Here is a 24,935-nt window from a genome sequence, read left to right on the forward strand (position 1 = left end):
GCCGGCCCCACTGCTGCGGAGTGGGTGGCCCGTACGGAGCGGGCGCGGGTGGCCCGTAGGGGGCCGCCGCGGGTGGCCCGTACGGGGCGGGGCCGCTCTGCCCGTAGGGAGTCGGTCCGGGCGGCGGGCCGTAGGGGTTCGGGCCGTTGTGGTCATACGGGGACGGACCGCCGGGAGGCGGCGGTGTGTACGCGGACAGAGTGTTCCCCCTCGCCGTTCGATGTTCGGTACGGCAGGCTACGCCCCCGCCCGTTCGACGATTCGGCGAGGGGGTTACCGTCCTCGACCATGAGCGAAACACCCCATCTGCACGCCGTTCGCACGGCCTACGACACCGTGGCCGTCGACTACGAGCGGCTGCTGCGCGACGCCTTGCGGGCCAAGCCGCTGGACCGGGCGATGCTGGGCGCGTTCGCCGAAGCCGTACGGGCCGATGACGCGGGCCCGGTCGCCGACCTCGGCTGCGGCCCCGGCCGGGTGACGGCGCACCTGCACGGCCTCGGCGTCCCCGTCTTCGGCATCGACCTGTCGTCAGAGATGGTTGCCGTCGCCCGCCGGACGTTCCCGGGCCTGCGGTTCGACGAGGGGTCGATGACGGCCCTGGACCTGGAGGACGGCGTTCTCGGCGGCATCGTCTCCTGGTACTCGATCGTCCACACCCCGCCGGAGGTGCTGCCGACGGTCTTCGCCGAGTTCCACCGGGTGCTGGCCCCGGGCGGTCATCTGCTGATCGCGTTCAAGGTCGGCAACCAGCTCCGCCACCTGGAGAAGGCCTACGGCCACGCGCTCTCGCTCGACGTCTACTGGATGCCGCCGGAGGAGATCGCCGAGCTGCTGAGCGCGGCCGGGCTGGTCGTGGACGCCCGGCTGATCCGCGAACCCGACGACCAGGAGCGGCCGACGCAGGGCCGGCAGGCGTACTTCCTGGCCCGCAGGCCCGGCTGACGTGACGGTGAGCCGACGTGCTTGACGCGGCCTGCGCCCCGTCGGTGCGGAACCGCCGTGCCCCGCTCCGCGTGATCACGAAGTATGGTCCGGAAGACTGAAGCGGGGCGCCTCGTCGCCCACCTCGCGGCCGTTGCGTTCGTCGGCTGTGTGCTGACCGCCGTCCAGTTCCAGGCGGTGCTGATCGCGCTCTTCACCGGCCGCGCCGCGGCACTCGTGGCCGTCCTGGTCGCCGGGCCGGCCCTCGGCATGGCGTCGCTCGCCGCCCTCGCCACCTCCGTCCGCACGTTCGTGCCGCTCACCCGCCGGGCGCGCGGACGGTGGGCCTGGGCGGCGGGCGTGTACGCCTGCGGCACGGCGGGGGCGGTGGCAGCCGTCGCGGCGAACCTGCGCGACGACGGGTTGCACCTCACCGTTCCGCTCTATCCCTGGGGCGGCCTCTGTTACGCGCTGGGCGCCGCCTTCTTCCTCCCGGGCACGCGGACCCGGCTGGCCACGCTCGCCGCCGCGGCCCTGCTCGCGGCCGGCGGCTCCTACCTCGCCTGGGACGCCGCCCAGCCACCCACGCTCACCGAGTGGCTCACCGCCAACGGCGTCGACCGCGGCCTGCTGCGGGTCGGTCAACCGCCGTCCGGATACGCACTGGAAGACGTCGGCGCGAGCGAGAGCGCCTTCGGCGCGACCTACGCCCGCCCCGGCGCCCCGGACCTGCACCTCTCCGTGGAGCGGAGCGGGCACGACACCCGGCGCACCGATGCGCGCGGCTGTCCCGTCCCGTTCGGCGAGACGATCCACTGCGCGGACGACGGGGACGGCCGCCAACTGGTCACGTATGAGGGCGGTTACGCGCGGCGGGAACTGCGTCTGCGCCGGAACGGGCTGGTCCACACGGTGACCTTCCAGGGCAGCGGCCGCGCCGGCCTGTCCGCGGCCCGGCACCTGCTGACGACCCTCAGGCCGGCGACCGATGCCGAGCTCGCCCCGCTCCTCGACCGGCCGATGCGCAGCTGACGCCCGTACACCCCGCGCCCGAGACCGAGCCGAGTCCACGCCCGCGCCCGAGACCGGGCCGGCGAAATTGAGCAGCGCCGGGAAGCGGCTCCGCAGTACGGTCGCGCGATGGATGAAGTGGATGAAGTGGATGAAGTAGGCGATACGGACGGGTATTTCGGAGAGCGGGTCGCCGCGAGGTACGACGAGTCGTCGGGGGACATGTTCGCCCCGGACGCCGTGGCCGAAACGGTCGACGTGCTGGCGGCCCTGGCCGGTGAAGGCCGCGCCCTCGAGCTGGGCATCGGAACGGGGCGGATCGCCCTGCCGCTGGCGCGTCGCGGGGTTCCGGTGCACGGTATCGACATGTCACGGGCGATGGTCGCGCGGCTGCGGGACAAGCCGGGCGGTGACGCGATCGGCGTGACGATCGGCGACTTCGCGGCGACGCGCGTACCGGGGACGTTCTCCCTCGCTTATCTCGTGTTCAACACGATCATGAATCTGACGACACAGGCGGCACAGGTGGCGTGCTTCCGCAACGTCGCGGCCCACCTCGAACCGGGAGGCTGTTTCGTCATCGAGGTCGGGGTTCCGGAGCTGCGGAAGCTCCCGCCCGGGCAGAGCGCCGTGCCCTTCCATGTGAGCCCGACCAGTTGGGCCTTCGATCTGTACGACGTCGCCACCCAGACCATGAGCTCGAACTACGTCGACGTCGTCGACGGCCGCGGGGAATACCGGTCGATCCCCTTCCGGTACGTCTGGCCCGCGGAGCTCGATCTGATGGCTCAGTTGGCGGGGCTGCGGCTGCGTGAGCGGTGGGACGGTTGGGGGAAGGGCCCCTTCACGAGCGAGAGCCACCGACACGTCTCCGTATGGGAGAAGCCCGCCGACTTCGTTGGGGAGGAGCCCGCCGACTGACCGCGCGCGTCCCGTCCCGGGTCGACGCCGGCGTGGTGCAGCCGCTGCCGGCCCAGGGCACAGCCGGGCGTCCGCAAGACGCCGCACTGCGGGACAAAACCTGTCAAGAAACGGTCCGATTCGTAAATTCGTAGTTTCTTGCTTGTTGAACATCTGTCAATCGATCTCAACTCGTGGCAATCTTCGGTCGATTCACTCCTCCACCGGGCACCCCACCCCTCGGCTGCCCGGACCACTTCTTGGGTCCGCGACCCCGCGGCCCTCACAAGGGAGACCGAGTTGAGACGGATCTCGTCCACCCCCCGCAAGAACACCCTGCGCGCTGCCGCCCTGGTCGCCTCCGCCGCGATGGTCGCGGTCGGCGTCCAGGCCGGATCGGCCAGTGCGCAGGCGGACCGCGCGACCGGCGCGTCGGCGGTCCAACTCTCCGCAGCGCAGCGGGTGTCCGCGCTGCAGGAGGCGCAGAGCAGCGCGTCCACGATCGCCGCCAAGATCGGCCTTGGCGCGAAGGAGAAGCTCGTCGTCCGGGACGTCATCAAGGACGCGAACGGCACGGTGCACACCCGCTACGACCGCACCTACGCCGGCCTGCCCGTTCTGGGCGGTGACCTGGTGGTGCACCAGGCCGGGAACGGCACCCGCAGCGTCACCAAGGCGACCAACGCCCGGATATCCGTGGCCAGTACGACCGCCGCGCTCGCCCCCTCCGCCGCGAAGAAGAGCGCCCTCAGCGCTGCCGCGGCGAAGAAGGACACCAAGACCGGCACCTCCAGCACGCCGCGCAAGGTGATCTGGGCCGCCTCGGGCAAGCCGGTCCTCGCGTACGAGACCGTCGTCACCGGCACCCAGAAGGACGGCACCCCCAGCGCACTGCACGTCATCACGGACGCGGCCACCGGCAAGAAGCTGTTCGAGGACGAGGCGATCGAGACCGGCACCGGGACCAGCACCTACAGCGGCAAGGTCTCGCTGACCACCACGAAGAGCGGCTCGACCTACCAGCTCACCGATGGCGCCCGCGGCGGCCACAAGACGTACGACCTCAACCAGAGGACGTCCGGCACCGGGACGCTGTTCACCGACGCGGACGACGTGTGGGGCGGCGGCCGGCAGACCGCCGGCGTCGACGCCCACTACGGCGCGGCGGTCACCTGGGACTTCTACAAGAACACCTTCGGCCGCAACGGCATCCGCAACGACGGCAAGGGCGCGTACTCCCGCGTCCACTACGGCAACAGCTACGTCAACGCGTTCTGGGACGACGGCTGCTTCTGCATGACGTACGGCGACGGCAGCGGCAACACCCACCCGCTGACCTCCCTCGACGTGGCCGCCCACGAGATGAGCCACGGCGTCACCGCGGCCACCGCCGGCCTCAACTACAGCGGTGAGTCCGGTGGCCTCAACGAGGCCACGTCCGACATCTTCGGCACCTCGGCCGAGTTCTACGCCAAGAACTCCACCGACCCGGGCGACTACCTCATCGGCGAGAAGATCGACATCAACGGCGACGGCACCCCGCTGCGCTACATGGACAAGCCCAGCAAGGACGGCGGCTCGGCGGACTACTGGTCGAGCACGGTCGGCAACAAGGACGTGCACTACTCGTCCGGCGTCGCCAACCACTTCTTCTACCTGCTCTCCGAGGGCAGCGGCGCCAAGACGATCAACGGCGTCAGCTACAACAGCCCCACCGTCGACGGCTCCAAGGTCACCGGCATCGGCCGGGACAAGGCCGAGCAGATCTGGTACAAGGCCCTCACCACGTACATGACCTCCACCACCAACTACAAGGCCGCGCGCACCGCGACCCTGAAGGCGGCCGGTGACCTGTACGGCACGACCAGCGCCGAGTACAAGGCGGTCGGCGCCGCCTGGGCGGGCGTGAACGTGAAGTAGCACCAACCGCCTCACGGCATCGGGCACCAGGGCGTCCCGGCACCGCGCGGACATCGATGGGCATGACGCACATCGAGGTCGGCGTCGGTGCCGGGACGCTCGCGTTGGGGACGTGGTGGGGGCCTCAGCGGCCGGCGGCATCACCCTTCACCACCGTCAACCACGGGTTGACACTCGCTCGCCTGTCAACCTAAGGTTGTCACATGACGAATCCAGGCGGACCCACCCATCCCGTACGCCTCGACGACCTGATCGAGGCCATCAAGAAGGCCCACCCGGACGCCCTCGACCAGCTCACCGACGCGGTGATCGCCGCTGACCACCTCGGCGACATCGCCGATCACCTCATCGGCCACTTCGTGGACCAGGCCCGGCGCTCCGGCGCCAGCTGGACGGACATCGGCAAGAGCATGGGCGTCACCCGCCAGGCCGCTCAGAAGCGGTTCGTGCCGAAGACGTCGGGCGACTCGGACCTCGATCCGAGCCAGGGCTTCAGCCGGTACACCCAGCGGGCGAGGAGCGTCGTGGTGGCCTCCCAGAAGGAGGCCCATGCGGCGGGCAACGGTGAGATCGGCACCGTGCACCTCGTCCTCGGGCTGCTCGCCGAACCCGATGCGCTCGCGGGGAAGATGATCCTCGCGCAGGACGTGTCGCTGGAGGCCGTCCGGGAGGCGGCGACAGCGGCCCTGCCTCCCTCCACCGGGCAGGTCCCCGCGCTCATCCCGTTCGACGCCGAGGCGAAGAAGGTCCTCGAACTCACCTTCCGTGAGGCCCTGCGCCTGGGCCACAACTACATCGGCACCGAACACATCCTGCTGGCACTCCTGGAGCACGAGAACGGCTCGGGGCTGCTCACCGATGTCGGCATCAGCAAGGCCGCGACGCAGGAGCACGTGGAGGCCGCCCTGGAGGTGCTCAAGCGGATGAGCGGAGCCCCGGCGGACGGGCAGGGGAAGGCGGGCGCATAGCGGGGCCTGCGCTTCGGCCCCCGGCCGGCAGCACAGCAGAAGGCAACGCGAAAGCCGATGGGTCCGGCCGGAGAACCGGCCGGACCCATCGGCTCCTGGTGTCGCAGGCGGAGGGGTTGGGTGCGGTCAGTGGCCGCCCTCGTCCACGACCGCGACCTCCTCGATGTTCTGCTCGATGGCCTCGGTCGAGACGGCGGTGCTGCGGGCCCAGTAGTAGATCCCCAGCGAGAACACCGTGACGATGGCCATGTCCCACCACAGCGGGATGTGACCCTGACCGCCGAAGCCGCCCTGCCAGGCGATGAGGCCCATGCCGATCAGGTAGACCGGCAGCCACTGGGCGGCCTTCCAGTCCAGCCGGGGCGCGTTCGGCAGCTGCTTCTTCGTCGCGTACCAGGCGTAGCTGCCGAGCAGCACGTACCCGATGACGATCGCCCAGCCGAGCCGCTGCAGGGTGCTCCAGCCGGCCCAGTAGATGATCAGGCTGGCCACGATGAAGGACAGCGGCGAGATGATGTTGCCGCCGGGCAGGCGGTACGGACGCTCACGGTTCGGCAGGCGGTCGCGGAACACACCGAACGCGAGCGGGGCGCCGGCGTACATCAGGACGCTCGCCGAGGTGATGAAGGAGACCAGCTCCTGCCAGCTCGGGAACGGCAGGAAGCAGATCACGCCGGTCAGGAAGGAGATGATCAGGCCGAACCACGGCACACCGCGCTTGTCGATCCGCTCGAACAGCCGGGGTGCGTAGCCGTTCTTGCTCAGACCGTAGGAGATGCGCGAGGTGGACGTGGTGTAGATGAGGCCGGTGCCGCCGGGGGACACGATGGCGTCCGCGTACAGGACCCAGCCGAGCCAGCCCAGGCCGATCACGGTGGCCAGACCCGCCCACGGACCGCTGATGCCGACGTAGTCCAGCTTGGCCCAGCCGTGCGCGAAGGAGGCCAGCGGCAGCGCGCCGATGTAGACCACCTGCAGGAGCGTGTAGATGACGGCGCCGATCACGACCGAACCGATCGTGGCGCGCGGCAGGTCACGCTTGGGGTTGCGGCTCTCGCCGGCCAGCTGGATGGCCTGCTCGAAGCCGAGGAGCGCGAAGATGATGCCGCTGGTGCTGATGGCGCTGAGCACGCCCTTGGCGCCGAACGGTGCGAAGCCGTGCGAGGTGAAGTTGTGCGGGTGGAAGTTGGTCGCCGCGATGACGAAGATCGCCCCGAGGGGTACGGCGATCTTCCACCAGGTGGCGGCGCTGTTGGTGTGGGCGAGCACCTTCACACCGAGGAAGTTCACCGCGACGAAGATCGCCATCAGGATGACGGCCACGATGAAACCGCTGGTGGTGAGGGTGCCGTTGGCGTGCAGGAAGCCCTGGGCCCAGGACCAGTGACCGGCGTAGCCGATCATGGCCTCGACCTCGATGGGAGCCACGGTCGCGGCCTGGAGCCAGGAGAACCAGCCGAACGACATCCCGGCCAGGCCGCCGAAGGCGTAGTGCGGGTACCGCGCCGTACCGCCGGCCACCGGGAACAGTCCGCCGAGCTCGGCGTGCACCAGCGCCAGGAGCACGATCGCGACCGCGCCGATGCTCCAGGAGATGATTGCGGCCGGGCCCGCCACGACCACGGCCTTCTGGGCTCCGTACAGCCAACCGGAGCCGATGATCGAACCGACCGAGGCCCACATCAGGCCGATCAGTCCAACGTCCCTGCGGAGGGAGCCCGGATCGCGTGTCTTCAGGGGAGCGATCTGGTCAACGCTTGCCATAGGAGGCCTTTCAAGACAGGGCTGGCCGAAAAGTTGCCTCAGACTAGAGAGCATTCAGAGCCCTGCAAAGAGCCGTTGACTGAATAGTTACATTCGGCGGAAATGCATGCCCAATACAGAGATTTGACGTCCGGCCTTTCGGGCGGCACGGGGCGCCCGGTTGAGCCTCACAGCCGCCCCGGCACACCGGAGAGCTACCGGTCGATTACTCGTACGGGCCGGCAATTCGAGGAATTCGAGTTGGGGAAAATTTGAACATTCGCGGCGGATAAATTGGCCTGGAGGGTATTGCCCGGGGTCGACATTCGGGGTAGTTGCGGCGCTGCGGCGGGTTCATCGCCACGCCGCCCGGAGAGGCAGTCCTGGCGATCAACACCGGCGTGCGAGCACGACACGGCGCCCGAGGGAATAGCGAACCCAACCCCCGTAACTTTTCCGCAAGTTGAGGCGTGGCGAGCTCACGACACCCCGAAAAGACGGGTCCGGCCGCGACACAGGCACCTCCCGCGCACGGACTCGATCACCCGCCCTGGGGCCGGATGCCGCCACGAACCCCGCTTTGTCCGTTTTTGGTATTGCCTGGTGGACTCGTACACCTCAGTGTCGATTCGGTCAGCCGCTGATCACGTCCCGGGAGGACACCGATCAGCAGCCACCGCGCCCGGCCCTCCCCCGCCGGCACGCCGTCGGCCTCCCTGAGGTAGGGGACGCATCCGGCCCGCCCGCGCCTGGTGGCATCAAGCGCTCACATCCAGCCAAGGCAAGGTCTCACGATGACGGAACCCGATACCGCTCTGCACAGCGCCGCAGCCGTACGCAGCGAACTGGACCGCTTCATTCAATCCCGGGAGTTCAGCTGTCTGGGCGCCCGCGCCGCACTGAAACGCGACACCATTACGCACCGGCACTACCAAAGAATGGGCAACGAGAGATCAGCCCAGGAGAATTACCGCGACCTCCTTGAATACGTGGCGGCGCTACGGCCGCTGCTGTCGGACCAGAGCTTTCGCACGTTCGTCGCGACGTTCGACGAGCCGGGGAACGTGGACGAGCTCGCCTACGAGGGGCTGATATGGCAGCACCTCCAGCTCATGCATGACATCGACAGCCGGACCTTCGGCCTGGACGACGGCGCCTCGTCCGATCCCCGCACGCCGAACTTCGGATTCCACACGGGCGGTCACGCGTTCTTCGTCGTGGGAATGCACCCGGGCGCCTCCAGGGCGAGCCGTCGCTTCTCGACGTCGGCGATCGCTTTCAACTCCCTGGCGCAGTTCGTGCTCCTCGGCGAGAAGTTCTACTCGATGCAGGGCGCCATTCGCCGCCGTGAGGCCAAGAACAACGGTTCCGTCAATCCGAGCTTCACCGTGTATGAATACGAGCAGCCCGCGCGGCACTTCTCCGGTCGGTTCACGGAGGAGGACTGGACGTGCCCGTACGCCTCGCGGCACGCCCCGGCGACCGAGGACTTCACCGAGGGGCTGCTCCAGCACGGGCGGTGAGACAGGGCCCGGTCGGTGAGACGGGCGGAGGACCCGGGGGCCCCGGGCGGGGCCCCCGGGGGATGCGCAGGCTCCGCCCGGTCGTCAGCCGTGCTGCGCCTGCTGGTACGCCGCCTCGGCCGTGGCGCCCAGCACGGGACCGTACATGTGGGTGCCGGTCTCCGGGCCGTCGCCGTGGCTGTTGACCGAGATCAGCACGCCCTTGCCGGTCGCACGGTTGAAGTCGGTCAGCCAGGGGCCACCGCTTGCGCCTCCGCCCAGGTCACACGGGACGGCCTGCTCGTTCCCGGGCGCCGGCTTCGCCGTACCGGTGCAGTGCAGAAGCTCCTCGCCGCGCTGCGGACGAGTGGCCGGGTAGCCGAAAGCGACGGTGTTCCCACCGACCCGGCGGTGGAAGGCGATGCGCTGGCCGCCCACCACATCGGCCAGCGCACGCCCCTTGGCGTCGGTGTCCACGGCCAGTGCCGCGACGTCGTTGACCCCCTCCTCGGCCCAGGTCCGCGGCGTGAACGTCGCCCGGACCGGGAAGGCGCCGTACGGTCGCTTCCCCTTGCTGTAACCGGGCACGAAGACCATGTCGACGTAGGTGTTGACCGGCGACGCCGGGCGCCGTACGCAGTGCCCCGCGGCCATGACCACGGAGCGGTTGGCGCCGTTGACGGAGGTCGCGGTGCACCAGGTGTCGGCACCGTCACCGTTGACGAAGAAGAGCCGCCCGACGGCCTTCATCGCCGCGCCTCTCCACGGCCGGGACTTCGGCCCGGTCGGCCCGAGGTCCACGGACTTCCCCACGGCCTTCATCCGGGCCGGCGTCCAGTAGGCGAGGGCCGCTCGGCGTTCCTCGGCGGTGTAACCGACCTTGAGCACGGCCGCACTTGGGGCCTTCGGGACGACGGCCCCGGCCCCCGGAGCGGCGACGAGCGAGAGCGCGAGGCCGCTGACGGCGGCGCCGAGAGCGGTGAGGCGGACGGGGAGGGCGGACCTGGCGGACATGACGATCGACTCCTGAAGGGACGGGAAGGAACCTGAAGGGACAAGAAGTGACGTGAGGGGACGGGAAGCGATGTGAAGGGCCTTGGCGGAACGGGGCGCCGGCCCCACCGTCGATGACGGGCTGACGCGATGCCAGGTTTCACCCGAAGCAGGGTGGATGTCCGTTGCGGTGGGGAACGACCGACGCAGACGCCGCGACGCGCTCCCCCACACCAGCCGAGCAACGCCGCGTAGAGTCCCGGCCGGTAAGAGGTCCCGGAAGCCGCACGTCAGAGAGCGGGAAGCACACCATGCTGAGTTCCTTCACCGAGCTGTCCACGCCACTGGTGGCCGACGCGTGTCTCCGCTGCGGCGTACCGCTGCGCACGGCACCGGCCGGCATCGCCCCCGTCGTCCCCGGGCAACGGGTCGCCGGCCGCGCGTTGCCGGTGCGGCACTACGGCAGCGTGGACGTGTTCCTGGAGGCCTTCGCCCAGGCCGAAGCGGGCGACGTGCTGGTCATCGACAACGGCGGGCGGACGGACGAAGCGTGTATCGGTGACCTGACGGTCCTGGAGGCCGAAGCGGCGGGCGTGGCGGGGCTGGTGGTGTGGGGCCTGCACCGCGACACACCCGAGCTGGTGGAGATCGGCCGCCCGGTGTTCAGCTACGGCGCCTGTCCGCCCGGCCCGGTACGGCTCGACGAGCGGGAGCCCGAGGCGCTCGCGACGGCACGGTTCGGGGAGCACCTGGTCGGCCGCGACGACCTGGTGTTCGGTGATGACGACGGGGTGGTGTTCCTCGCCGCCGAGCATGCCGAAGAGGTCCTCGCCACGGCCCTCCGGATCCGGCGGACGGAACGCGAACAGGCCCGTAAGATCCGCGCGGGCCAGCCCCTGCGCCACCAGACGGCCTTCGACGACTACCTGGCCCGCCGCGGCACCGACCCCACCTACACCTTCCGGCAGCACCTCCGCCGCATCGGCGGTGCCATCGAGGAGTGAGCCCCGCCCTCTGTGCGAAGGTGTGTCCCATGGTCATGACACCCGACGGACGCACCGTGCCGCCACCACACGCCGATGAACGTGCCACGCTGGAAGCCTGGTTGGACTTTCACCGCGCCACGCTCCCCCTCAAGTGCGAGGGGCTTGACGACCGTCAGCTACGGCTGGCCTCGGTGCCGCCCTCGTCGATGACACTGCTGGGCCTGGTGCAGCACCTGGCCGAGGTGGAACGCAATTGGTTCCAGCGGGTGTTCGCCGGCCAGGACGTGCCCGCGGTATTCGCCGAGGACAGCGGCCAGGGAGAGGGCGCTGGCTTTGATCTCGTTCCCGGGCGCGGGATCGACGAGGCGCTGGCCGTCTGGCGGGCGGAAGTCGCCCGGAGCCGCGAGCTGATCGCGGGCCGTTCCCTGGACGACTCCGGGCGGCTCTCGGAACAGGAGGCCGGCCACGTCGGCGACAAGGGCGTTTCCCTGCGCTGGATCCTGGTCCACATGATCGAGGAGTACGCGCGACACAACGGTCACGCGGATCTGCTCCGGGAGCGCATCGACGGCGTCACGGGGGCGTGAGCCGCCGCGGGGCCCGACACCGCGGACCCCGCACCACAGACCGCGGGCGGGGGGGCCGACAACCGGCCGCCCCGCCCACGTGCCCGCCTTCAGGACCGCGAGTTACCTCGCCTGGCCGGGCACCTCACCTCGACGCGTCATTCCACGTCGACGTGGTCACTACTGCACGTCGACGTAGTCACTCGTGGCCGTCGCCACCGACGACGTCGGCGTGCCGGCGAAGACGTAGCGCCAGTAGCCGTCGGCCGACGCCTTCACGGTCGTCTTCAGGTTGCCGCGGCTGTCCGACGTCACGGTCTTGACGGTGCTGTAGCTGCTGGCGCCCTGCTTGCGGAACTGCAGCTGCACGGACTGGTTGCCGTACCCGCCGTACGTGTCGGTGTCCCAGTTCGCCCGGGTCAGGGCGCCGGTGACGGTGAGGGTCGCGCCCGTCTTCACCGGCTCGGGCCCGGCGTTCGTGGTCAGCTTGGAGGCGCGCTTCACCCAGCCGGACTTGTAGGTGTCCTTGATGGTGTAGTCACCGTCCTTGCCCACCGCGGCCGCGTAGACGTGCCACCTGCCGGCGAGGAGGTTGCCGTAGATCGTGGAGGCGGGGTCGGCGACCAGGGTGACCGAGCAGGTGGACGTCGTGGCGTTGACCTGCTTGCAGCTGCCGTGGTCGGTGCTCGGGGTCATGGCACCGTCGACACCGGTCTTGGAATCCAGGTCGGTGCCGTGCCACAGGAAGGCGTAGCCGTCGTAGATTCCGGCCGGGTCGGTGGCGGTGACCGAGACGGTGTACGTCTTCTTCAGGCTGGTGCCGACCACGATGTCCTTACCGCCGTTGACGGTGACGTTCGTGATCTTGGTGTCTCCCTGTGCGTCGTCCGCGCCGGCGACGGCGGGGGACTGCGCGGCGAACGGGGTGAGCTGCGCCTTGGCGGCGCCTGCGCCCGGGGCGTCCGCGGCCTGTGCGGCCGGGATGGCGAGGGCGGATATGGCCAGGGCGCCGGACAGTGCGGCGGCAGTGGCACGAATGCGCATGTGTTCCTCGGAAGGAGAAAGGGGAACCGCCGGCGTGGAAGACGGCCGGCGGGACCCGGATCGGTCGTGGAGTCCACTGACTCCGATCACGAGACCCGTGAAGGATGTGAAGGGTTGTACGTTCAACATGGAGTTCTTGTGCCTGCATGCACACGGCACTCTCGGGCACGCGACCTCCCATGGGACTCCTGAAGCAGATGGAACAGGTAGTGGAGGAGTACGAGAGCGCGCTGATCGCCAAGGTCACCGGGAACGACCCCGTCGAGCTGTGCGACGACCTGCGGCGTGAATGCGACGACCACGCGATCGTCTGCAACCAGCACCGCGTCCTCGTACCCAATGAGTACACGGTCGAACTCGCACCGGAGGTGCACGACGAACTGGCCGCGCGGGGCGGGCAGGTGGGGCAGCGACTCACCGACGTACTGGCCCAGCACGCCGCGAAACGCGACTACGAGTGGGCCGGCCCGCTCACCGTCCACATCACCGCGGCGGACGTGCCGAACGGCCGCTACCGGGTCACCAGTACGGCCAGCACCCACATCCCCGCCGGCGCCCTCACCTCACGGACAACGTGAGCCTCTCCAGGACGCCGCTCCCCCGGACACCGCCCCTTCCTCCCCGGCAGCTTTACGCCGACACCTGCGACGATGTCACGCTTTGCCGGGATCCGGCCATGGACGCCCGCGCGGCCGCTCACCGTTTCCCGCCGAGGGGCGGGCCCCGCAACTCCTCGCTCACGCCCTGATCACGACGCAACCGTCAGGGCAAACACTCCGCCTCGGCGGGGAATTCACCGGGCCGCCCCCGTCCCCGTCACCGCCGCCCCCTATCCTCTCCCGCCCGGCCCCGCATACTGACGACCGAGTACTGGCCGGAAATTCTCCGCATTCGGCCGAACCGGCCGGCGTTCCGCAGGGACGGCCTTCGGCCAGGCCGAATTCCCGCTTGCCGCAAAGCCGCTCCTCTGGGAATGCGAATCCCTTGAAGGGGAAACTGATCGACCCATTCGACGTCCGGAACGCGACTTCCGGGCGGGCGCCCGCCAACCGTAGGTTCCTTTCCGAGGCACATGCCTTGGGAAAGTGCACAATCAACCTTTTCGCGTGACGCGCACCGCGTCACCAGGTCAGGAGGAGCCCGTGGCAAGTCGCAAGGCCATCGCCGCCGTTCTGTCCGCATCCGCCCTGCTGAGCGTGGGTCTGCTGTCCGCCGGCAGCGCGCAGGCGGCGACCGTCCCGACGATCCGGCCGGACGTGCGGTACACGTTCCAGAACGTCGGCAGCGACCGCAACCTCGACGCCTTCGGAAACGACACCCTCAAGTCCTGGTCTCCCGACATCTCCGGAACTCAGGACTTCTACTTGAAGGCCGGAAGGTTCCAGGGTTACCAGCTGGAAAGCGCCATCCACCCCGGCCGGTGCGTCACGGCCAAGGGTATCGGGCAGCAAATTGCGCTGGAGGACTGCAATTCCGGAATCCAGGCCCAGTACTGGGACTACGCGAACAGAGACGAGGGCTCGGCCCTCATCAGCCGTAAGTTCGCCAGGGGTTGCATTGCCGACGCCGGCAATCGCAACGCGGTAGCGCTCGCTCCGTGCACGGGCTCCGACGACCAGCGGTGGATCCCCTTGATCGGCTGAGGCCCGCGGCACCGGCTCAACCTGGCGGGGCGGCGAGCCCGGCAGACTTCCCGCCCCGCCAGGCGTTCAGCGCCGGGGCGATGACGGCGAAGGCCCGGTCGATCAATGCGGCGGGGTCCTCGGTGCCGTCGCTTCCGCTCCACCGTTGCAGTGCGGCGTCAAAGGCGTTCAGGGCCATGCCGGCGGCCATCCGCGGATACAGGTCGGTGTCCGCATCGAGGTCCAGGCGAGCCACCAACTCCGCCGACAGGTCGTCGCGCCACTGGGCCTGACGCTCCAGGAAGCGTGCGTAGAGGGCGGGCGTACGCAGGATCAGCTGCACCACGGGCAGCGCCCGGTCGGAGTGGTCGGCGCAGGCGGCGAGGGGGACCGCGATGGCGTGCTGCAGCGCCACGGACGGGCGCTCCTTGGTGGGCCGGGCCGCCAGCTCGGCGCGGATGTCGTTCCCCATGTCGGCCAGGAACTGCACGACCACGTCCTCCTTGGACGCGAAGTAGCGGAAGAACGTCCGCTTGGACACGCCGGCGGCGGTGGCGATCTCGTCGATGGTGACCGCGTCGAACCCCTTCTGGGCCAGCAATTGCAGCGCCGCCTGGGTCAGTTCGTCGGAGACGAGCTGCCGTTTGCGCTGGGCCAGGCTGACGTGGGGGCGGGAGCTCATGGCCTCATCGTACACACCATGCCCTCATTGGCACTCGGTAGCGCAATGACACCCAGGCGCGTATTGACACTCGGTGACAGCAGCGACAGCATGTGCCGCATGGAGCAGCAAGCAGAGCGGAATCAGCAACGGCATCAGCCACGGCATCAACATCCGCAACAGCAGCCGCGACAGCGGTCGAGATCCCGGCAACACCGCTGGGACAGTGGGCAGATCCCGGACCAGACCGGTCGGGTCTTCGTCGTCACGGGAGCCAACAGCGGCCTCGGACGGGCAACCACGCGGGCGCTCGCCCGCCGCGGCGGGCAGGTGATCCTGGCGGTGCGCGACGAGGCCAAGGGGCGCCGTACGGTCGCCGAGCTGACCGCCGAGCAGCCCGACGCCCGTCTTGAGGTGCGCCACCTCGACCTCGCCGATCTGGACTCCGTCCGCACCTTCGCCCAGCGGGTGCACGCCGACCATCAGCACCTGGACGTGCTCATCAACAACGCCGGTGTGATGGCCCCGCCCCGCTCGCTGAGCGCACAGGGGCACGAGCTGCAGTTCGCCTGCAACCACCTCGGCCACTTCGCGCTCACGGGGCTACTTCTCGATCTGCTGACGGCGGGACGCAACCCCCGTGTGGTGACGGTGAGTTCGATCAACCACCGCCAGGGACGCCTCCGCTTCGACGACCTCGCCGGCGAGCGCGGCTACGCGCCCATGGCCTTCTACAACCAGTCGAAGCTCGCCAATGCCGTCTTCGGACGGGAACTCCACCGGCGACTGACGGAAGCCGGCAGCCCGGTGCGGAGTCTGCTCGCGCACCCCGGATACACCGCGACCAACCTGCAGATGAGTGGGCCGGTCGGCCTGTGGCGGGTGGTGTTCGGCCGCATCGGCAATCCGCTGTTCGCGCAGCCGCCGGACCGCGGCGCGCTGCCGCAGTTGTACGCGGCGACCGAACCGGAAGTGGAGAGCGGGGCCTTCATCGGGCCCGACGGCCCGGCCGAGCTACGCGGCGGGCCGACGCGGGTACGGCTGTCTCCCACGGCGGCCGATGCCGAGACCGGCCGCCGCCTCTGGGAGGTGTCGGAGCGGCTGACCGACGTGCGGTTCGCCCTCGCGGCGGCCGCCCAACGGCCGCCTGCTCCCTAGGCACTTGCCGCCGGTCCCGGCCCCTCGCACCGACGGCCGCGCTCAGCCGTTGGTTGCCAGCACGCGGGCCAGGTCGGGGACGTCGGCGGCGACGAGGTCGACGTCGGTGGGCGTCGGGACCGGGGCGGCGTCCGGGCCCCATTCCAGCGGGCGGGGGATGTACGCGGTGCGGAGCCCGGCGTCGGCGGCCGCCGCCAGATCGTCCGGGTGGCAGGCGACCATCAGGAGCCTTCGCGGTTCCACGTCGAGCAGTTCGGCGGCCGACAGGTACACCCGCGGGTCGGGCTTGTAGGACTTGACCAGCTCGGCCGAGAGGAGGCAGTCGAAGCGGAGCCCGGCGTGCTTGGTGAGGCGGGCGAGCAGACCGACCCCGCCGTTGGACAGCGTGGCGGTGATCACCCGGCTGTCGTGGAGCCGTTCCAGGCCGGCCGGGGCATCGGGCCAGGCAGGCAGCCGGTGCCAGGCCCGGACGAGCTCGTCCCGCTCCGCCTCGCCGAGGGCATCGAGTCCGGCTCCGTGACCGGCCAGCGCCTCGTCGAGCGCGATGCGGTGCAGACCGTCCAGGGGCAGCCAGGGCAGGTCGCCGGACACGACCCTGAGCAGAGCCGGCCGGTAGCGGCGGCGCCAAGCGTCGCTGACGGCGCCCCAATCGGCCTGCAGTCCGGCCCGGTTGCCGACGGCGGCCAGCGCCTCCGTCACACCCGACCGCCAGTCGGTCAACGTCCCGAAGACGTCGAACACCGCGGCGTCGATGTCCATGCCCATCCCTGTCCCCCTGTTCCCGTGCCGCGCAGCAGCGGGTGTCCTGCACCCTCGGTCGTCGGGACGACGTGCCGGCCGCCGCCCGCGGGAAGCGGGTCGGCGGCCGGCGGCAAGCGGTGCAGGGAAACCTTCGAGCGGCGGCTCGATCAGACCTTGCTGAAGCACAACGTGTAGCTGGCGGTGTGCCGGCCCACGTACTCGATACCGTAGTCCCACTTCGGCCCGCACTTCTGGGCGGGTCCGTCCAGCCGCTCGCCCAACTTGTACTCGGCATCGGCCGAGCCGCAGTCGACGATCAGCGTCACCGGCTCGCCCTCGGGGTCCTTGACCTTGACGCAGTCGCCGATCTTCGGGTTGTACTTCTTGTCCGCCGCCTCGCGCCGGGCGACCCGCTCGGCCTCCTTCTTGGCCTTCCCGCCGTTGGGGTTGGTGTTGTAGTCCCACACGTACCAGGCACCGCCGCCGAAGATGGCCAGGATGACGAGGGCGGTGATGAGCCCCCGCAACGGGCTGCGCTGCGGGGGCCGTTGGGGGCCGCCGGGGGGCTGCGGGTGTCCGTACGGCTGCTGGACGGGCGGCTGGACCGGCTGCGCGTAGCCGTACTGCTGGTGCGGCGGCTGGTTCTGGTACGGCGGTGGTGCGGACATTCTGGGGTCCCCCATGGTGGACTGCTCGACTCCGGCTGAAGATCAACAGGCTGTTGACCGGGGCAGGCTACCTGCCGCGACCTGCCCGGCCGGCATCGGTCCCCCTCCGGATGAGCCTTCTGCCGCTCTGGGGCGTATGGGCGGTCGGCCCGGCACATACGGGTTGTCGGCCCACCGGAACCCGGCAGCTATGCGGTGGCGCCGGCCGGCGCACCGTCATGGACGGTGGCGAACCGGCCGCGTGCCGTGGTGCCGTCGGGGAGGCGCCAGACAGTGCTGACGTGCCCAAGCTCCATGGGGTCGGGGGAGGTTGGGCCGTCCCCGCGCTGCGGCCGGAGCACGCGGTGGAGGGAGAGGGTGAGCTGCTTGGCGTCCACGGCCACGAGGACGTCGGTGCCGTGCGGGCCGTTGACCACGTCCACGGGAGTGATCGCGGCCGGGCCGCCGCCGACGCTCGCCGCTGTGCCGGAGGCGGAGAACGATGCGGTGACGGACGGGTCGACGGCGTCGCTCGTGTTCTGGTCCTGGGCCTCGGCGTTGCCGGTGATGAGGGCGAAGAGTTGCGCCGTCAGGACCGGGTCGTGGATGCCGTCGTAGATCCAGCGGCGTCCCAGCACCCCGTGTTCGGTGTTGCCGACGAGCGCGCGCTCGCCGCCCTCCAGCGGAGCGCCCCGGTAACTGAGCGGTATGTGGTACGTGACGGGCCGGTCGCCGGATGCGTCGGTGACGGCCATGAATTCGAGGCCCACTTCACCGTCCGGATCGTCGAGCCGGAAGCCACCGGCCTTGGTGAGCTCCGGCGCGCTCCCGGTGCCGAGGTACCAGGGCTGCGTGGGCAGCCATGAGGTGAGCAGCTCCAGTTTGGTGGGCTTGAGGGTGGTGTCGTGGACGACGGCCATGGTGCCTCGGACCTTCTCTCGAACTTCCCCAGGGGTTCCCCTGTTGGGGGCATCTTGCCAAGACGGAAAGCCCGCTGTAGGAGGCACCGGAGAAGTGGCGTCACTACGATGTGCGGGCGGTGGGCCGTTCGTTCGGGGTGAGGTCGAGGGCGACGAGGGGGCTGGTGGCGAATGGGCGCGGTGCGGGGGACCGGCGGTCCTGGTGCGGTCGGGCGGGACGTGGGGGCCGGGGCCGGCGGGGGTGACCGGGGCGGGGTTCCGGTGCGGGAGATGGTCCGGGAGGTCGTCGGTGAGGTCGCGCCGGACGAAAGGGTCCTGGTCGAAGGGCTGTTGCGGCTCGACGACGAGCGGGCCGTGGCGCGGCTGAGGGGGCGCGGGCGGACCCGTGAACCGCTCGGGTTCGGGGTGCAGGAGGTCACGGCACTGGTGGCTCCGGTGGTGTGGCTGGCGCTGGACGAGGCCGCGCGGAAAGTGGCCGGCGCGGCCGTGGAGAACGTGGGCCGCCGGTCGAAGGCGTGGCTGCGCAGGGTGGCGCGCCGGCCGGCGGCGGTCAGGGTCGTGCCACCACTGACGGCGGAGCAGTTGGAGTCGGTGCGGCAGCGGGTCCTGGAACTGGGGGCGGAGAGCGGGCTGGCGCCGGAGACGGCGACCGCGCTGGCCGAGCGGGTGGTGGCGCGGCTGGTGCTGCCGCCGTCGCAGGGGCAGTTGGCGCCGGAGCGCGGGGACGGCGGCTCCGGGGAGCCGGGACCGGAGGCGCAGGGGCGGCCTTGATGGGTGCGGGTGGGAAAGGGAGCGGGTTAGCGGGGCGTCCGGCGAGCGCGGGCCCGGATGCCGGCGGGGGCGTGGGCGTCGATGAGCGCGTCCTCGGGGCGGGCACGGGGCTGCGCTTCGTTTTGCTGATGGTGCTGTTCCTGACCAGCAGTGCGACCGTGACGGACAAGATCGTGGAGTCGGTCGCCGATCCCCGCAACATCCGGGTCGGGTGTGCGCTCGCGGCCGGGGCCGATCCGGACAGCGACTACCTGGGCATCGCGCTGACCACGGTGCGCGCCGGTGACGCCTACCAGAGGTGTCTGGACCGCTTCGTCCCGTCGGTCGCGGGGTGGGTTCCGGTCGTCGTGCTCGGTGCGCTCCTCGTCGCGGCGGGCGGGCTCTACTGGATGCTGCCGCGCTGGAAGGGCCGCCGAGGGCGGGTCGTGCCGGTGGAAGGGGGCCTCGTCGGCGGACCGGGGGCCGGGCCGGGCGCCGGACCGGCAGACGGGCGGGGCGAGTTGCGTGCGGTGCTGGATGAGCTGGTCGAGGTGGCCGGGCTGTCCGGGCGTCCGCCGCGGTTCGTGATCGCGCCGGCGGAGGTCACGGCCGGTGCGGTGGTGTTCGGACGGCTGCGGCGCTACGCGGTCTGTCTGCACGGCGGGCTGGTGGCACGTCGGCGGCAGGATCCCGAGGGCTTCCGTGCGGTGGTCCTGCATGAGCTCGCGCACATCCGTAATCGGGACGTCGATGTCACGTATGCCACGGTCGCCCTCTGGCGCGTGTTCCTCGTCGCGGTGCTGCCGGCGTACCTGGTCTGGATCGCGCTGGACCTCAGGTCCTCCGCGATGTCGGTCCTCGGGCCCGCGGAGCGGATCGGCACGGCGCACGAACTGGTGCTGTCGGCCGCGATGATCGCGTTCGTCCATCTCGCCCGTGCGGATGTCCTGCGGACCCGTGAGACCTATGCGGATCTGGACGCACTTGCCTGGGGCGCGGATGCCGGGGCGTGGCGCGACCCGGGGTCGCCCCGGGCGTCCCGTTCCCGCCGCCTCTGGGGGGCGTTCGCCGCGTTGTGGCGGACGCATCCCCCGTGGGACCGGCGGGTGGCGTCGCTCAGCGATCCGCGGGAACTGTTCGCGCCCCATGCCGGCACCCTCTTCGTGGCCGGTGCCACGTCGACGATCGTCGGCGACCAGATGGCCGACCTCTTGCCGGGCGTGCGGCAGGGATGGCTGCTCGGGCCGTTGACGGCCCTGCTCGCGGGCCTGATCGCGGCGATTCCGGGCGTGGCGTTGTGGCGCGGTGTGGCGCGTGCGGTACTGACCGGCGGCCGGGTGCCGTCGGGTCTGCGCGCGGGGTGGTGGCTCGGGGTGGGGCTCGTCGTCGGCGAGTTGCTGATGAGCACGACGTCCGGGAGCACGCGGTGGCTGCCCCGGCATCCGGAAGCGTTCGCCCTGCTCCTCGTGATGAGCGTCGGCATCCTGGGCTGGACGGCGCAGTACGCGGAGCTGTCGGTGCGTTCGTGGCGGGGACGCACCCTGCGCCCGGCGATGCTGCTCGGACTGGCCGCGACCTGGGCGGTGTTCGCCCTGTGGTACGCCTGGTGGCAGTCCGACGGCCATGTGCTGACGATGGGGTGGGCGTACTCCAACACCGGGATCCGGGAAGCGCTGGAGCACGATCTGCCGGGCACGGTGCCCGGGCACGAGGGCGCGCTCTCGGCGATCGCGATGGCTCTGCCGCTGCTGCTGCCGATCGGTACCGACCCGATGATGCTGTGGGCCGCCGCGCTGCTGTGGCTGCTGCCGCTGCTCGCGTGGGTACGGCGGCGCGGTGCGGAGGGGGCGGCGCCGCGCTGGGTGCAAAGTGCGCTGCGCGGGGCGTCCGGCCCGGCCCGAGGGCCCGCGGCGGTGCTGCCGTCGCTGCGACGCCCCCTGTACGCCGCCGGTATCGGCGCGCTGGTGTGCTGGGCCGGCATCGTCGCGGTCATGGCCTCGATGCACACCTGGCAGCCGCCGGTCGACCGGCGGTACGGCACCTATCTGCTGGTGTTCCTGGCGTCGGCGCTGATCGTGCTGGTCTGCGGTACGGCCGCCACGGCCGCGCTGACCGCCGCGCTGACCGCCCGCTTCTCGCTGCTCCTCGCTCTCGTGGCGGCCGGCACCACGGCGCTGCTCGGGCTGGCCGGGCTGTTCCTGCTCGGGTCCTTCGACGGCTGCCTCGGCCCGCTCAACACGCTGAGATCCACCTGCCATTGGCAGCCCGACGCGATCTGGTCGACCACCGAGATCCTGCTGCCCCTCGTGCTGGGGCTCGGGATCTTCGTCTCCGCCGCGGCCGCGCTGCTGGGGATGGCGGCGCGGAGGGTGGGGCGGCGGGCACTACGGCGGGATGGTCCAAGTACCAACAAAATCAAGCCCGTTGAGGAGAGTGCGAAGCGGAGGTGGGGACGGCCCGGGCCCCGGCGGGAGAGGGTGGTCGCGCGACGGGTGTGGGTCGGCGTGACGTGCGGAGCCGTCCTCGTGCTCAACGCGACGGTGAGACTGCCCGGCGGCGACGGCGGACGGCCCGGCCGGGCCTCGCTCACGAAGGAGCAGCTGATGCCCCGTGACGCGATCCCGGCCGCCTCGCCCCAGGTCCTCGGTGCGCAGACGGACGCCTGGCTCCGGCTCGGCGGACGGAACCTCACCGGACGCTTCGGGGCCGAGGTCCTGGGGATCGTCACGGCGCTGCAGGACAAGTCGGCGCTCACCGACCGCGGTTACGCCGACCGCCGGATCCGTCCGCACTGCGTCGCCGTCGAGCAGGTCGTGACGGAGGCCGGTCGCTACCTTCCGCTGCCGGACCCGCGGGCCCAGCAGCGGTGGGCGCGGCTCCAACGGCGGGGCGGACAGGCGGGCGCCGACTGCCGGCGGGCGATCGTGGAGGGCAGGTTCCCGGTGTTCACGAAGGCCATGCGGGACTTCCTGGACATCGGCCAGGCCACCACGGAACTGCTCGACGTCATCACGGCACAAGCCGCCCCGGGGCGAAGAACGCACGCCGCCCCCGGGAGGCCACCGGCAGCCGGCGGACCGGCTCAGCCTTCCAGCGGAACCCCGAAGCGTACGGCCGGAGCCGCGGGAGCCCCGTAGTACGCCGAGCCGGTGCCGGTCGGGCCGGCCGGGCTGCCGGGCAGGCGCCAGACCATGCCGGTGCCGTTCTCGCCGTCGGCGGTCACGGCGAGGTCCGCCCGGCTGTCGTGGTCGGTGTCGGTGAGCAGCAGGGCCGCGCCGAAGCGGTCACCGGGCTCGGCGGCGCCGGGCACTCCCGGGCTGTCCTGGGTGTACATCTGCGCCCCGGCCGTCGTGAGTCCGCCGGGTGAGCCGCGCAGTACGGTCACCGCGCCGGCCGACTTCACGGCCGCCGTGCCCGAGCCGAGCGTCTCCCCGGGGGCGCCGACCACGAGGTCGCCGACGTGGTCGCCGTCCACGTCGCCGATGGCGAGCGCCCCGCCGAAGGTGTCCTCGGGCTCGGACGTACCGGGAACGCCCTCGGTGTCCTGGTCGACAAAGAGCGTCGGGCGTCCGGTGCCGGGGCCGCCGGCCGCCCCGTACACGACCGTCACCCGGCCGCCGATGCCGCCGCCGCCCTCACCGCGGCCGGCGACCGCGAGCTCCGCCCGTCCGTCGCCGTCGAGGTCCGCCGCGGCCAGGGCCCGGCCGAAGCCGTCCCCGTCCTCGTTGTGTCCCGGTACCCCCGGCGACTCCTGGTCGAGGACGGCCCGCTGCGAGCCGAGGCCGCCGGCCGCGCCGTGGAGCACGGTCAGCCGGCCCGCTCCGCCGTCCGAGGCGGCCACCACGTCGCCGTAGCCGTCACCGTTGAAGTCACCGCGGAGGCCGGGCGTGGCGGCGGTGGCCGGGCCGGCGTCCAGGGAAACCAGGCCGGCCGCGAGCAGTACCGAGCAGGCCGCCGAGGAGAGCGTGGACCGCCCGCGCCCGGCGGGACGGACGGAGCGGGCCGGGCTCGTGCCGTTCCCGGTGGTCACCGTCGGCCGCTTCTCCCCCGACGCCCTCATCGGTCCGCTGATTCGCTGCGCGGTGGGCATGGCAGGTCCGTTCTCTGCGCCGGGAGCCCGTGGTCAGGCGGCCTCCCGAGGTGTCTTTGCCCAGGGAGACCGTTCAGCCCCCGTAGGGGTTGTGGTGGACGACGGGAGGCGGCGCCGGCGGCCGTCCGGGGCGCCGGCCGGGCCGGGCCTCAGGGGCCGGGCGTCATAAAGTGTGAGTTTCGCGGCCGCGGTTGCCATCGGGCCGTGCTGTCGTTGAGAACGGCATGACCAAAATGAACCGTACGTTCGCCGCGCTGCTGCTGGCCGCCGGCGCCTCGGCCGCCGTCCACCCCGCCGCGAACGCCTCGCAGACGGACCAGCCGCTGCTGTTCAGCGTGGACCACGAATTGGCCAAGCTCCACGATCTGGGACCGCACGGAAAAGTGGCCCGGGCGGCGACCTCCCTCACGTCGGTGTTCCATCTGCTCACCCCGGTCAGCCGGGTGCTGGACAAGGGACAGCGGTGAGAGCGGGCCCCCTCATCCGATATCACATGACATGGTCGGCGAGGGAATAGATGAGGTAGCCCGAATACGTGATGAGCACCAGGCCCCAGAAATAGGAACTGGGCTGTTCGTTCCGGATGTTCCACATCTTCTTCAGGCAGCCGACCGTGGCCAGAATGCCGAGAAGTCCGACGGCCGCGGAAATCCAGAAGATGACCGGGTTGTCGGCGGCGAAGCCGGTACCGATGTTCGCCACGATGAACAGCAGTACGGGCCAGGTGTGGTTCAGCGGCGATTCGTCGGTTCCGGAAGCCTGCTGTGTCTCGTGCGCCATGGTTGCTCCTCGGTTGTGCGGGGGGACGGGCGGCCGGTGTCCCGGGGTCGGCGGCGAGCCCGGGAAAGGCCCGTCGAAGGTGGACCCGGCGATCGGCCGGTAACTCGCCGCGGTGCAACGGAAATTGCTGGATATACGGCGTGCGCCCCGGGTCGCCGGAGCGTACCAGGGGCGCACGTCGTTCAGCCTGGGATTCCGCTAGCGGCGGGAATTCACAGGATGATGTCGATCAGCCACTCGATGGCGACCTTCGTGGAGATCACGCCGCCCAGCGTCAGCGTCTTGCGGAGCCACTTCGGAAGCTTGTTCCACTGCTTGGTGAAGTAGCCCTTGCCCTTCTTGGCCCACTTGGTGAGCTTGATCTGCCAGCTCTTCGGCAGGCGCTTGAAGGCGGCCTTCAGGGCCTTCTTCTTCAGCTTGTCGATGATGCCGTGGGGGGCGACCTGGTTCGCGCCGGTCTGCGCGGCGGTGCTGGCGCCACCGGTCTTGGCCGCGGCGTCCGCGAGCTGCTGCGACAGGTTCGCCGGGAGGACGGTGCGGGCCTGGTCGACGGTGAGGGTCTGCACCGCGGCGGTGCGGGCCGGCGCCTCGGTGGCGGCGGAGGCGGCCGGCGCGGCGACGCCGAGGGCCACGGCGGCGGTCAGGGCTGCTGCGGTTATTCGCATCTTGTTGCGCATGAAGACTCCTCAAATCAACTGGGGGGCACGGCCGTACCCGCAGGGGGTCCGGAAGCGGCCTTACCTGGACCGGAAGTTCCGATCGACTGGTGAAGAGTTTTCCGATTGCGCGGTCTTCTGGGTATTGAATCTTTGGGCAGTTGAACGGGTGGGCAATGCCCATCGGGACAATGCCGCGCCGCGGAATTCCACGGCACCGGGCGGCATTCTGCGCCGTACCGTAATAACGCGCCGGACAGGGCAATTCGCCCGTTTCTCCGTCTTCCGGATCCGGCGGCCGACCGGTCGCGGCCCCGGAAAGCCGCCATGGGATGCTGAGACGTCCCTGCTCA

General features: G+C 70.7%; 24 protein-coding genes. 14 read left to right on the top strand and 10 right to left on the bottom strand.

Translation table 11 applies throughout. The annotated features are described in order from the left end of the window. Window positions 1–288: 288 nt before the first annotated feature. The 5 genes from V2J85_RS08290 to V2J85_RS08310 all read left to right on the top strand — a co-directional run bounded on the left by V2J85_RS08290 (window position 289) and on the right by V2J85_RS08310 (window position 5,723). Window positions 289–945 carry a class I SAM-dependent DNA methyltransferase gene (locus V2J85_RS08290; RefSeq protein WP_261954079.1) on the top strand — a complete coding sequence of 219 codons (657 nt, stop codon included), beginning with the start codon at window positions 289–291 and terminating at the stop codon, window positions 943–945. A gap of 84 nt (window positions 946–1,029) precedes the next feature. Further along, the gene (locus tag V2J85_RS08295) at window positions 1,030–1,956 is read left to right on the top strand and encodes a hypothetical protein (protein WP_330821087.1); all 927 of its coding nucleotides are present in this window, start codon (window positions 1,030–1,032) and stop codon (window positions 1,954–1,956) included. 108 nt (window positions 1,957–2,064) lie between these two features. Further along, window positions 2,065–2,856 (top strand): class I SAM-dependent DNA methyltransferase, encoded by a 792-nt coding sequence (locus tag V2J85_RS08300; protein ID WP_330821088.1) that lies wholly within the window; start codon window positions 2,065–2,067, stop codon window positions 2,854–2,856. Window positions 2,857–3,204: 348 nt separating this feature from the next. Beyond that, window positions 3,205–4,755 (top strand): M4 family metallopeptidase, encoded by a 1,551-nt coding sequence (locus V2J85_RS08305; protein WP_410011344.1) that lies wholly within the window; start codon window positions 3,205–3,207, stop codon window positions 4,753–4,755. Between the two features lie 203 nt (window positions 4,756–4,958). After that, window positions 4,959–5,723, top strand: a complete 765-nt coding sequence (locus V2J85_RS08310; protein WP_261954083.1) for a Clp protease N-terminal domain-containing protein — start codon at window positions 4,959–4,961, stop codon at window positions 5,721–5,723. 126 nt (window positions 5,724–5,849) lie between these two features. Here the strand turns inward: V2J85_RS08310 and V2J85_RS08315 are convergent, their stop codons facing one another. Next, window positions 5,850–7,487, bottom strand: a complete 1,638-nt coding sequence (locus tag V2J85_RS08315; RefSeq protein ID WP_261954084.1) for an APC family permease — start codon at window positions 7,485–7,487, stop codon at window positions 5,850–5,852. A gap of 773 nt (window positions 7,488–8,260) precedes the next feature. On the opposite strand from V2J85_RS08315, the gene gntA reads away from it, so the two are divergent. Next, window positions 8,261–8,989, top strand: coding sequence for a guanitoxin biosynthesis heme-dependent pre-guanitoxin N-hydroxylase GntA (gntA, locus tag V2J85_RS08320; RefSeq protein ID WP_261954085.1), 729 nt, complete (start codon window positions 8,261–8,263; stop codon window positions 8,987–8,989). Window positions 8,990–9,073: 84 nt separating this feature from the next. Here gntA and V2J85_RS08325 read toward each other — a convergent pair whose 3' ends face one another. Continuing rightward, the gene (locus tag V2J85_RS08325; RefSeq protein WP_261954086.1) at window positions 9,074–9,982 is read right to left on the bottom strand and encodes a trypsin-like serine peptidase; all 909 of its coding nucleotides are present in this window, start codon (window positions 9,980–9,982) and stop codon (window positions 9,074–9,076) included. A 290-nt stretch (window positions 9,983–10,272) separates the two neighbouring features. Here V2J85_RS08325 and V2J85_RS08330 point away from each other — a divergent pair, with 290 nt between their 5' ends. Together V2J85_RS08330 and V2J85_RS08335 are read left to right on the top strand one after the other, a co-directional pair. After that, a complete protein-coding gene (locus V2J85_RS08330) occupies window positions 10,273–10,965 on the top strand; it encodes an RraA family protein (RefSeq protein WP_330821089.1) in 693 nt (230 codons plus the stop codon). Window positions 10,966–10,994: 29 nt separating this feature from the next. Next, window positions 10,995–11,534, top strand: a complete 540-nt coding sequence (locus tag V2J85_RS08335; protein ID WP_330821090.1) for a DinB family protein — start codon at window positions 10,995–10,997, stop codon at window positions 11,532–11,534. 159 nt (window positions 11,535–11,693) lie between these two features. Here V2J85_RS08335 and V2J85_RS08340 read toward each other — a convergent pair whose 3' ends face one another. Beyond that, window positions 11,694–12,557 (bottom strand): calcium-binding protein, encoded by an 864-nt coding sequence (locus tag V2J85_RS08340; RefSeq protein ID WP_261954089.1) that lies wholly within the window; start codon window positions 12,555–12,557, stop codon window positions 11,694–11,696. Between the two features lie 179 nt (window positions 12,558–12,736). On the opposite strand from V2J85_RS08340, the gene V2J85_RS08345 reads away from it, so the two are divergent. Together V2J85_RS08345 and V2J85_RS08350 are read left to right on the top strand one after the other, a co-directional pair. Continuing rightward, the gene (locus V2J85_RS08345; protein WP_261954090.1) at window positions 12,737–13,135 is read left to right on the top strand and encodes a DUF3662 domain-containing protein; all 399 of its coding nucleotides are present in this window, start codon (window positions 12,737–12,739) and stop codon (window positions 13,133–13,135) included. A 564-nt stretch (window positions 13,136–13,699) separates the two neighbouring features. Then, window positions 13,700–14,200 (top strand): RICIN domain-containing protein, encoded by a 501-nt coding sequence (locus V2J85_RS08350; RefSeq protein ID WP_261954091.1) that lies wholly within the window; start codon window positions 13,700–13,702, stop codon window positions 14,198–14,200. Between the two features lie 16 nt (window positions 14,201–14,216). Here V2J85_RS08350 and V2J85_RS08355 read toward each other — a convergent pair whose 3' ends face one another. Further along, window positions 14,217–14,861 (bottom strand): TetR family transcriptional regulator, encoded by a 645-nt coding sequence (locus tag V2J85_RS08355; RefSeq protein ID WP_261954092.1) that lies wholly within the window; start codon window positions 14,859–14,861, stop codon window positions 14,217–14,219. Between the two features lie 99 nt (window positions 14,862–14,960). Here V2J85_RS08355 and V2J85_RS08360 point away from each other — a divergent pair, with 99 nt between their 5' ends. Further along, complete coding sequence (locus V2J85_RS08360) at window positions 14,961–15,998, top strand: oxidoreductase (RefSeq protein WP_330821091.1); 1,038 nt, start codon at window positions 14,961–14,963, stop codon at window positions 15,996–15,998. A gap of 42 nt (window positions 15,999–16,040) precedes the next feature. On the opposite strand, the gene V2J85_RS08365 is transcribed toward V2J85_RS08360, so the two are convergent. The 3 genes from V2J85_RS08365 to V2J85_RS08375 all read right to left on the bottom strand — a co-directional run bounded on the left by V2J85_RS08365 (window position 16,041) and on the right by V2J85_RS08375 (window position 18,306). Further along, window positions 16,041–16,757, bottom strand: a complete 717-nt coding sequence (locus V2J85_RS08365; protein WP_261954094.1) for a haloacid dehalogenase type II — start codon at window positions 16,755–16,757, stop codon at window positions 16,041–16,043. Window positions 16,758–16,906: 149 nt separating this feature from the next. Next, entirely contained in the window at window positions 16,907–17,407 is a 501-nt protein-coding gene (locus tag V2J85_RS08370) for an LppU/SCO3897 family protein (protein ID WP_330821092.1), read from the bottom strand. A gap of 188 nt (window positions 17,408–17,595) precedes the next feature. Beyond that, window positions 17,596–18,306, bottom strand: a complete 711-nt coding sequence (locus V2J85_RS08375; protein WP_330821093.1) for a maltokinase N-terminal cap-like domain-containing protein — start codon at window positions 18,304–18,306, stop codon at window positions 17,596–17,598. Between the two features lie 270 nt (window positions 18,307–18,576). On the opposite strand from V2J85_RS08375, the gene V2J85_RS08380 reads away from it, so the two are divergent. After that, window positions 18,577–19,077 (top strand): hypothetical protein, encoded by a 501-nt coding sequence (locus tag V2J85_RS08380; RefSeq protein WP_419836761.1) that lies wholly within the window; start codon window positions 18,577–18,579, stop codon window positions 19,075–19,077. Window positions 19,078–19,148: 71 nt separating this feature from the next. Then, window positions 19,149–22,193, top strand: a complete 3,045-nt coding sequence (locus V2J85_RS08385; RefSeq protein ID WP_330821095.1) for a M48 family metalloprotease — start codon at window positions 19,149–19,151, stop codon at window positions 22,191–22,193. Here the strand turns inward: V2J85_RS08385 and V2J85_RS08390 are convergent. Beyond that, complete coding sequence (locus V2J85_RS08390; RefSeq protein ID WP_330821096.1) at window positions 22,139–23,086, bottom strand: FG-GAP and VCBS repeat-containing protein; 948 nt, start codon at window positions 23,084–23,086, stop codon at window positions 22,139–22,141. The two genes, V2J85_RS08385 and V2J85_RS08390, sit on opposite strands and share 55 nt — an antisense overlap. Before the next feature lie 284 nt (window positions 23,087–23,370). Between V2J85_RS08390 and V2J85_RS08395 the strand changes: the two genes are divergently transcribed. Next, window positions 23,371–23,613, top strand: coding sequence for a hypothetical protein (locus V2J85_RS08395; RefSeq protein ID WP_261954100.1), 243 nt, complete (start codon window positions 23,371–23,373; stop codon window positions 23,611–23,613). Between the two features lie 22 nt (window positions 23,614–23,635). Here the strand turns inward: V2J85_RS08395 and V2J85_RS08400 are convergent, their stop codons facing one another. Both V2J85_RS08400 and V2J85_RS08405 read right to left on the bottom strand, forming a co-directional pair. Beyond that, window positions 23,636–23,926, bottom strand: a complete 291-nt coding sequence (locus V2J85_RS08400; protein WP_261954101.1) for a hypothetical protein — start codon at window positions 23,924–23,926, stop codon at window positions 23,636–23,638. 212 nt (window positions 23,927–24,138) lie between these two features. Then, entirely contained in the window at window positions 24,139–24,603 is a 465-nt protein-coding gene (locus tag V2J85_RS08405; protein WP_261954102.1) for a hypothetical protein, read from the bottom strand. Between the last annotated feature and the right edge of the window lie 332 nt (window positions 24,604–24,935).

The sequence above is a fragment of the Streptomyces bugieae genome (assembly GCF_036352915.1).
GTDB lineage: Bacteria > Actinomycetota > Actinomycetes > Streptomycetales > Streptomycetaceae > Streptomyces > Streptomyces endophytica.